A 9,945-nucleotide genomic window follows, 5' to 3' on the forward strand; every position below is an offset into this window, starting at 1 on the left:
ATTGAATCAATTGGCTCAAGAAAAAAAATTAGTGTTAATAGAAAATTTTCAATTTCGTTTTCACTCTCAGTTGGCATACATCAAAGATGTTGTCGCTAGTGGTGTTTTAGGTGAGGTAAGGAGTATCAGTAGCTCGTTTGGTTTCCCTCCATTTTCAGATTCGAATAATATACGATACCAAGAAAAATTAGGCGGAGGAGCTTTATTGGATGCTGGAGCTTACCCCATGAAACTAGCCCAACTTTTTTTGGGGAATGACATCAAAGTTGTTTCGGGTACAAGTGTAATGCAAAATAATAGTGAAGTTGATATTTGGGGGGGAGGTATGATAAAGCAAATAAACGGCAACGGATTTTTACAATTTGCGTTTGGATTTGATCATTTTTATCAGTGTAACATTGAGGTTTGGGGGAGTTTAGGCAAATTATCTACCAATAGAATTTTTACTGCGCCACCCGGATATTCACCCGAAGTTCAAATTGAAACAGCAAAAGGAATTGAAAAAATCCAATTAGCATCAGACAATCATTATCAAAATATGTTGAGGCATTTTTGGAATTGTACGCAAAACCAACAATTAAGAGATGAAGAATACAGTCAGAATTATATTCAAGCCAAATTGCTAGAAGAATTTAAAATAGTATCAAATGGAAAATAAAAACATTTTTGTAACCCAACCGTCATTGGCACCATTTAATGAATTTACGGAAATTCTAAAAGGAGTTTGGGATCGAAAAATATTAACGCACAATGGCCCTTTGGTTCAGCAGTTGGAATCAGAGTTAAATCAAAAACTTGAAGTTCCTCATTTTACAGTAGTCAATAATGGAACAATTGCTCTACAGATTGCAATAAAGGCCTTAGAACTACAAGGTGAAATTATTACCACTCCGTTTACTTGGATAGCAACCGTGAGTGCCATAAAATGGGAAGGATGCACGCCTGTTTTTTGTGACATTGACCCAAAAACGCTTAACATTGACCCGGCTAAAATAGAAGCACTAATTACCGAAAAAACAGTAGCTATAATGCCTGTCCATGTTTTTGGAACCCCTTGTGATGTTGTTGAAATTGAAAAAATAGCTAAAAAATACAATTTAAAAGTCATTTATGACGGAGCACATGCTATTGGTTCTAAATTCGATGGCAAAAGTTTATTAACTTTTGGCGATATAACAGCCACCAGTCTTCATGCTACAAAATTATTAAACACTGGAGAAGGAGGAGGTTGTATCACTCAAAACACGGAATTAGACAAGAAAATAAAAAGAATTCGTTTTTTTGGGCACAGCGATGATAAGACAGATATCGTGGAAGATGGATTTAATGGAAAACTCACCGAGATTCACGCGGCATTAGGATTGGCAAATCTCAAGTATTATGATGCTGTTTTGAATGATCGTAGAACGAAGTATTTATTGTACAAAGAAAAATTACAGCAAGTAACTACTATAACATTTCAGGATATTGCTGCAGGCGAAACAAACTATTCTTATTTTCCAATTATTTTTGAAACGGAGCAACAATTGTTACATATTGAATCGGTGTTGAAAGTCAACAACATTATTCCACGTCGCTATTTTTATCCTTCTGTTAATACCTTCACAAAAGTAGTTTCTTATCAACCCTGTCCTATTTCGGAAGATATTTCTAAAAGGATATTGTGTTTACCCTTGTATTTCGATTTGAGTGAAGACGAAATTTTAAAGATAATAGCGCTAATCGTAAATTGTTAAGATAAAAATGGATAAGGTATTTATATTAGGAAATCCACGTTCAGGGACATCTTTGTTTCGATTAATGCTCAATTCACACTCAATGATTAATGCTACCCCAGAGTGTGGTTTTTTACATTGGTGGTATAAAAAATATGCCGATTGGGATCTTAGTTGTGTTACTAGTAATCGTTTGGACGAGTATATTTCTGATTTAGAATCATCCAAAAGAATCGAAGATTGGAAAATGGATTATGCTCAATTAAAAGAGAAAATAGTACAGAAAAATCCGGATAACTATGCTAAGTTAGGCGAAATTGTCTATGTTTTTTATGGGGAGCAAAAGGGTAAAAAAGCTAAGGTTATTGCCGATAAAAATAATTATTACATCAATCATATCGATGATTTAAATGAAATTTGGCCTGATGCGAAATATATTTTGGTGGTAAGGGACGGTAGAGATGTTGCCTGTTCTTATCTTAATATGGAAACTTTAGTGACCAATTCGCCTTATAAACCTATACTTTCGACGGATATAAAAACAATTGCCAACGAGTGGACAACTAACAATCAAAACATATTAAATTTTTCAGAATCGTTACATGAAAATCAGTTTATGGCTATTCGATACGAGGATTTTGTCACAGATTCAGAATTGTATTTAACAAAAGTTTGTAATTTTTTAGGTTTAAACTTTGAACCCGAAATGCTGAATTATTTTATAAAAAATGCTAAAGAGCAAGATGAACCATTGAGTTCAATAGATTGGAAGAAAAAGACTTTAGAAAAACCAGATAAAGACAATATAGGGAAATACAAAATGGAATTTGAAAAGGAAAGTATTGATGCGTTTAATACTACAGCAAATGAATTATTAAAAAAATTCAATTACGAAATATGAGATACTTTTTGAAGTCTCTAGTAAATGAAATTTAAATACCAATTATGTAAGTTTTTCATACGAATTATGTTTTGCTTAGTTATGTATCATGGTTCAATTACAGGTGTTAAATTGCATATTTAAAATAATAAAATTTTAAAATTATGGATATTGAGATTAAAGTTGCAATTATGCAACCCTATATATTTCCTTATATTGGTTACTTCCAATTAATAAATTCCGTCGATAAATTTATTTTTTATGATGATGTCAATTTTATAAAAGGTGGATGGATTAATAGAAATAGAATACTTTCAAATGGTAAAGAAAATTTATTTACAGTTCCTCTAGATGATGCCAGTTCATTTAAACAAATAAATGCTACAGGATTAAATCCAAGATTATATGCTAAATGGAAGTTGAAATTTTTCAGGACTATTTCTCAATCATACAGCAAAGCACTATACTATCAAGATGTATATCCACTTTTGGAAAAAACATTTGACTCAGTGACTACAATATCAGAGCTATCTATAAATAGTGTTAAGCTTGTTTGTGATTATTTATGTATTGACACAAAATTTTATTTGTCATCATCAGATTTTCCAGGTTCAAAAGGAATGGAAAGGGAAGACAGGCTTGTTCATGTTTGTAGAAAATCGGATTCAAAGCATTACATTAATATGATTGCTGGTTCCACTCTATATACAAAAGATTCTTTTTTAAAAAATGGAATTGTACTTAATTTTCTAAAACCAATTATTACAGAATATCCACAAAAGAATAAAGATTTTGTAGAAGGTTTATCAATAATTGATGTGTTGATGTTTAATAGTAAACAAGAAGTAAAAGAAATGTTAAACAAATTTATTTTAATTTAGATGAAAAGAATAGCTATACACAGTGTTCCAAGATCAGGTTCTACTTGGCTTGGAGAAATTTTTAATAGTAATCCAGATGTTATTTACAAATATCAGCCTTTATTTTCATATGCATTTAAAGATCGACTAACAACAAAGTCTTCAGTTAAGGAGATAATTGAATTCTATAAAGAAATTGGGGAATCTAATGATGATTTTTTAAATCAAATTGAAGCAAGAAAAAAAGGTAAAATGACTTTTTTTAAAAAAAAAGATTATATAAAATCAATAGTTTATAAAGAGGTTAGATATCATCATATAATTGAAAATTTACTTATTAATGATTCAGAAATTAAAGTAATCGGTTTGGTTCGAAATCCATTGGCTGTAATTAATTCTTGGTTAAATGCTCCAAAAGAATTTAAAAAAGATTTAGGATGGGATTTGCAGGAAGAGTGGAGATATGCTTCTAAAAAAAATCAAAACAAACCAGAAGAATTTAATGGATATGAAAAGTGGAAAGAAGTAACTAAATTATTTTTGGATTTAAAGCAAAGATATCCTAATCAATTTTGTATGGTTAATTATGACGATTTATTACAAAATACAGAAAAAGAAGTTGTAAATCTATTTGAATTTTGTGGTTTGGTTATAAATGCCCAAACAAAAAGTTTTTTGACAGAATCAAAAAAAATAAATCACTCTGATGCCTATTCAATATTTAAATCTAAAAGAACCGACAACATTTGGAGAGAATCATTGCCGAAATTCATTATAGATGAGATTTTTAATGATTCTGATTTCATAGAACTCAACAAGTTGTTTAGTTGGGTTTAAGTTTTTTATTCAAATAAAATTTATATTTAAGTATTATTGTGATTTTATAATTTTTAAATTATAATCTAAAATAAAATGTATACTAGTTCAATTCCTATCCCATTAATATCAATATCTTGTACTACATACAATCATGAACTATATATTAGAACTTGTTTGGATGGGTTTTTAAAACAAAAAACTATTTTTCCGATTGAAGTAATAATTAATGATGATTGCTCAACAGATGGAACAAAAGAAATTATCGAAGAATATACTTTAAAATATCCTAATATTTTTTTTCCTAATTTTCAAATTGAAAATCAGTATTCAAAAGGCGTAAGAGCGATGATGGCAAGGTTTAATTTTTCAAGGTGCAGAGGCAAATATATAGCTCTTTGTGAAGGTGATGATTTCTGGACGGATCCGCTTAAACTTCAAAAACAAGTTGATTTTTTAGAAAATAATCCTGATTTTTCTATTTGTTTTCATAATATGAAAATTGCAAATGAATCCAACCCTTCAACTTTAGAATTTGCCAATACGAAACATCAAAAATCAATTTCAAGTATAATGGATCTTGCCCAAAAAGGCAATTTTATGTACACCGCATCGGTGATTTTTAGAAAACCAAAAGATAAATTTCCTGATTGGTTTAATCATCTTCAAATATTAGATTATCCTCTGCATTTGTTTAATGCTCAATTCGGAAAAATAAAATATATGGATCAAGTCATGGGGGTATATAGAGTCCATGAATCAGGTACTTGGGGTGTGATTTCAAAAGAAAAGCAATATGATAGATGGATACCAATGTTAGCAAAATTGGAAGATAAATTTTCAGATGAGGTTAATAGAGCACTAAGAATTCAAAAAATGTATTCGATTTTAGATGTCTATATGATTTCATATAAAAAAAAAGATAGTAAAAAAGCTAACGAAGCTATGGCTTTAATGATGGAGGTTAATCCGTTTTTTATGGCAGGAAAAATAATTGAAATACAAAACCGTCTCGAAAAAACTTTAAATTCCGATGCGTATAAAATAGGTAAGATGTTGATTAAAATTGTTACTGCCCCATTACAAATATTTAAGATTAAAAAGTGATAAAAGTTTTACTTCACGGACGAATGGGAAACCAATTGTTTCAGTTTGCTTTTGGGTATTTGATGGCAAAAAAGAACAAAGCACTTTTTCTATTGGAAATACAAAAAAACAAATTTTATCTGGATTGTTTCACGCTTATTTTTCCTTACAATCTCTTGTCAAATAATAAGTTTCTAAGACTTTATGGCTGGTTGGTTCGGAAAATAAAGATGAAAAATCACCAAGATTTTTTGGATTTGAAATCAAAGTTGGTTTTGCCCGAAGACGTTAATCAAACTACTTTTAACGGCTATTTTCAAGATGCCGATTTAATGGAGAGTAACAAAAAAAGTTTACTGCGATTATTTACTATAAAAAAATCTTTTCAAAAAGTATTTCAAGAAAAATATGGTTTGTTATTTAGTAAGAATAGAACTTTAGTAATTAGTATGCGTTTAGGACAAGATTATAAAGATTTCACGCTACCTGATTTGAATGATGTCAAAGTGTTTTTACCCAATGAATGGTATACCACTGTTCTTTCGAAAATAGAAAAAGAGTATGATTTTGTTTTAATCATTAGCGATGAAATAGAAGAAGCAAAATTGATTTTAGGTGAAAAGTCAAACTATATTTTTATCAATGAACCACCCGAAATACAATTCCAAATGATGATGAATGCCTCTGGTTGTATAATAGGGAATAGCAGTTATTCTTGGTGGGGCGGGTTCTTGAATGCTAAAAAAGATAAAAAAATATATGCCCCCAATAATTGGGCGGGCTATAATGCAAATCAAGAATACCCTGTCGGTATAATGACACAGGAGTTTATTTGGGTGTAAGAATCTCTTGAGAACCAAAAAATATAATATCTTATAACTAAATTTTTTGACATGAAGAATGTAATCTATGTGCATGATGAAATAACCCATAATTCGAGTGCTGCTGAACAAGTATTACCTGTTTTATTTGAAGCGTTTAAGCCATCATCAATACTTGATGTGGGTTGCGGTTTAGGAAATTGGATTGAAGTTGCTAAAAAGTTAACAGGAGCTGAAATAATTGGAGTTGATGGGGATTATGTAGATAGAAGTTTACTCAAAATCAACGAAGATGAATTTGTAGAAAAGGATTTGACCAAACCTTTTGATTTGAATAGAAAATTTGATTTGACCATTTGTTTAGAAGTAGCGGAACATTTACCAGAAGCTTCTGCCAAAGGATTTATTGAATCAATAACCAATCATTCAGATGTTATTATGTTTTCGGCAGCGCTACCGGGTCAAGGAGGTCAAAATCATATTAATGAGCAGTGGCCTAGTTATTGGCAAGACCATTTTAATAATTGTGGATTTGAAATGATAGACTTCTTTCGATTCAAAATTTGGAATAACCCCAAAATAGAATATTGGTACAAACAAAACCTATTTTTGGTGGTTCGTAAAGGACATTTTCTAGCCAATAATGAGAATAAAATGTCATATTCTTTAGTTCATCCTGAATTACTAGCTTTGGTACACGAACAATATCAAAATAAAGTATTGCTTTTGAAAGGGACTATTCATAAGTTGAAAAAAAGGGATATTATAGGAAGATTCTCAAAGCTGTTAAAAAACAAAAAGAAGTAAGAACCATGTATAAAATTTTTAATTGGGTTCCTTTTGAAAAAAAAGAAAATTATTATTTGAATACCCTAACAGACGTTACTTTACTAATTAAAACATTAGAGCGTCCTGAACAGCTAATCAATCAATTGTATTCCATTCAAAAATATCAATTCAAAGGACCGATAATTATTGCAGATGATAGTAAAGTACCCTATAAAGAACAAATATTAGCTCTTTTTCCAAAATTAAACATTACATACATCAATTTACCATTTGATACAGGCACCGCTGAAGGGAGAAATATAATGTTGCAACACACAAAAACCCCATTTTTTGTATTATGTGATGACGATTTTATTTTCGAACCTAGAACTAGATTGCCCTTAATGCGAAAAATGTTAGTAGAAAACAATCTTGATTTATTGGGCGGGGTTTTTAGACAATACAATTTAAAATCGCGTAAAGAAAGGTTGAAATTCAACTTATCCAATTGGTTTTTAAAATTTAATATTTTAATACCATCGACGAGTATTTTTGAATATTCGGCCAATTTTGATTTGGAGGGAAAGGTATGTAGGATGAAAAAAATGAACTATCAAGACCCTTTTACACTGTGTGATATGACGCACAATTTTTTTATAGCCCGTACCGAAAAAGTAACTGCTTTTGGAGGATGGAATCCTTTATTAAAAGGAGGAGAACATCAAAATTTCTTCATCAGAGCAAAGTTAAACGGATTAAAAGTGGCCACTACCAGATTGTGTGGGGTAGTTCATGATAGATGGTCTCCAGCTCCTGAATTATTTAAAGAATTGAGAGAGCGAGGCGCTACTTATCAAAAAATTGCCTTAGATGAATTTGGAATCGAAAAAGTAGAAAACTTTGCAGCGGTGATGAAGGAAAAATTTGGAGAATAAACCCTAACTATATTTATTTTGAATCCCTTATTTTCTATTATCATCCCTTGTTATAATCAAGCACACTTTTTGAATCAGTGTTTAGATTCCATAGTAATACAAGAATACAAAAATTGGGAAGCCATTGTGGTCAATGATGGTTCAAAAGATAATACCGATGAAGTTTGTCAAAAATATGCTGCACTTGATTCTCGAATTAAACTTATAGTAAAAGAAAATGGAGGTTTGTCTTCCGCCAGGAATTTCGGAATAGCAAATGCTCTAGGGAATCGTTTTATTTTTTTAGATGCGGATGATTTTTTATATGAAAATTGTTTAGAGAAAATAGCAGCAGTTATTCGGGATTCTGACGAAAACACTTTAATCCAATATGGATACACCTATGTTAAAGAGGATGGAAAGGAAGTTTTGAGTCATACCAAAGCTCAAAAAAAAGAGTTTTTAATCCCAGATATTTTTAAGGGAAATTTAGGACCTTGCCATTCTATTTGTATTAGTCGGTCTTTAGCTCTTTCAGCTGGTTCATTTGACGAAAGTTTAAAAAGTGTAGAGGATTGGGATTTTTGGATGAGAGCCGTAAAAGCAGGTGGAACTCAAAAAATTATTCCAGAAATACTCGTTTATTATCGATATGCTAAGAACAGCATGAGCCGCAATGGTTTTGTAATGTTTCAGGCCTTAAAAAAAGTGATTGAAAGGGGACCAAAAAAAGATATCCGAATTACAATCGAGAGTGGTCTAAATACAGACTGTGATTTCAATACGAATCGGGTAATTCAGGAAGTTTTATTGCGGTCCTTAGGAGTAAGTATTATGCAAGGAAAAATTGACGAAAGCATTCAGTTTTTAAAAGAAAATTCTCCAATTCCTATAGATGAATATAAAGTTTCTGATTATGAATACATGTGTTCTTATCTCAGTTTTAGATATTGGTATAGCCCTGCAGATATAAAAGAGGTTTTTGAATCCGTTTATCCTAATTTTAAATTGTTTTTTAATCAGTTGGGTTATAATAAAATAAAAACGAATAGGGTACTTTATCGTGTTTTTAAAAGGCATTATTTTTACCGAAATGTTTTTAAGTATGGTAAAATTAGAGGTTCAATTTTTAATTTTTTGTTACGATTAAAACATGAAAGAATATAGTTTAAAAAAGCAATTACCTGATGGTATTTCTATTGTAATTTGTACTTATAATGGGGTAAGCAGATTAGAACCAACACTTAAGGCAGTTTTTTCATTAGAGACAAATACCTCTATTTCATGGGAATTAATAATCATTGATAATGCCTCAACAGACAATACCACTCCATTTTGTGAAGATTTGATTGAAAAATATGGTTTTGTAGAAAAAACGCGATTGATATTTGAACCATTACCAGGATGCAACCATGCTAGACGCAGAGGGTTGAATGAAGCAAAATATAAATGGTTGCTTTTTTGCGATGATGACAATCATTTGTTGCCTGATTATATACAAAAGGCATGGCCTATTTTAACAAAAAACCCATCCATTGGTGCTTTGGGAGGTCAAGGAATAGCATTGTTTGAAGACTATAAACCAGAATGGTTTGATAGGTATAGCCAATCTTTTGCCATTGGACCACAAGCTACAAAAGAGGGGAAGATTAATATAAGGAATGCAGAACTTTATAGTGCTGGAACTTTTTTTAGGAAAGAGGTATTGATGTGCTATTTTGATTCAGGTTTTAGCTGTTTGTTGGTGGGAAGAAAAGGCAAGGAAATTTATGGTGGTGAAGATGTTGAGTTTTGCTTACTTATCCAATTGTTAGGCTATGAAATTTGGTATAGTAGCCAATTGAAGTTTTATCATTTCATGACCAAAGAAAGGATGACATGGCCTTATTATCTTAAGTTAAAAGAAGGTATTTCTTCTACTTCAGCTTACTTTGCTTCTTATATGCCTTTCTTCAAAAAAGGAAAGCCTACTATTGTATCTTTTTGCTTTGGCTATCTATCGAATTATATTTTTTTTCATCTTGTTTGGCTCCACTTTTTGGTGAGGAGCAAAATTCAACCCTCAAGATATTCTCAGGAACAATT

11 protein-coding genes are annotated in these 9,945 nt (G+C 30.9%); all 11 read left to right on the forward strand.

The window, feature by feature from the left end:
- On the forward strand, positions 1-658 hold a 658-nt coding region (locus ACKVOD_RS01510), incomplete at its 5' end, for a Gfo/Idh/MocA family protein (RefSeq protein WP_409207718.1).
- Entirely contained in the window at positions 648-1,736 is a 1,089-nt protein-coding gene (locus ACKVOD_RS01515) for a DegT/DnrJ/EryC1/StrS family aminotransferase (protein WP_409207719.1), read from the forward strand. The genes ACKVOD_RS01510 and ACKVOD_RS01515, both read left to right, overlap by 11 nt.
- Before the next feature lie 7 nt (positions 1,737-1,743).
- On the forward strand, positions 1,744-2,616 hold the full coding sequence (locus tag ACKVOD_RS01520; protein ID WP_409207720.1) for a sulfotransferase family protein: 873 nt from the start codon (positions 1,744-1,746) through the stop codon (positions 2,614-2,616).
- 143 nt (positions 2,617-2,759) lie between these two features.
- Positions 2,760-3,476: a WbqC family protein gene (locus tag ACKVOD_RS01525; protein WP_409207721.1), complete on the forward strand. Its 717-nt coding sequence runs from the start codon at positions 2,760-2,762 to the stop codon at positions 3,474-3,476.
- Positions 3,477-4,292: a sulfotransferase domain-containing protein gene (locus ACKVOD_RS01530; RefSeq protein WP_409207722.1), complete on the forward strand. Its 816-nt coding sequence runs from the start codon at positions 3,477-3,479 to the stop codon at positions 4,290-4,292.
- A gap of 75 nt (positions 4,293-4,367) precedes the next feature.
- Positions 4,368-5,378, forward strand: coding sequence for a glycosyltransferase (locus ACKVOD_RS01535; RefSeq protein ID WP_409207723.1), 1,011 nt, complete (start codon positions 4,368-4,370; stop codon positions 5,376-5,378).
- On the forward strand, positions 5,375-6,199 hold the full coding sequence (locus ACKVOD_RS01540; protein ID WP_409207724.1) for an alpha-1,2-fucosyltransferase: 825 nt from the start codon (positions 5,375-5,377) through the stop codon (positions 6,197-6,199). The genes ACKVOD_RS01535 and ACKVOD_RS01540 overlap by 4 nt, the downstream gene beginning before the upstream one ends.
- A gap of 51 nt (positions 6,200-6,250) precedes the next feature.
- A complete protein-coding gene (locus tag ACKVOD_RS01545) occupies positions 6,251-6,985 on the forward strand; it encodes a class I SAM-dependent methyltransferase (protein WP_409207725.1) in 735 nt (244 codons plus the stop codon).
- Positions 6,986-6,990: 5 nt separating this feature from the next.
- A complete protein-coding gene (locus tag ACKVOD_RS01550; RefSeq protein ID WP_409207726.1) occupies positions 6,991-7,881 on the forward strand; it encodes a glycosyltransferase family 2 protein in 891 nt (296 codons plus the stop codon).
- An 18-nt stretch (positions 7,882-7,899) separates the two neighbouring features.
- Positions 7,900-9,027, forward strand: coding sequence for a glycosyltransferase family 2 protein (locus tag ACKVOD_RS01555; protein ID WP_409207727.1), 1,128 nt, complete (start codon positions 7,900-7,902; stop codon positions 9,025-9,027).
- Positions 9,014-9,945, forward strand: a 932-nt coding sequence (locus tag ACKVOD_RS01560; protein WP_409207728.1) for a glycosyltransferase, incomplete at its 3' end; no start/stop codon positions are given. The genes ACKVOD_RS01555 and ACKVOD_RS01560, both read left to right, overlap by 14 nt.

Source organism: Flavobacterium sp. (assembly GCF_046155325.1).
Taxonomy (GTDB): Bacteria; Bacteroidota; Bacteroidia; order Flavobacteriales; family Flavobacteriaceae; genus Flavobacterium.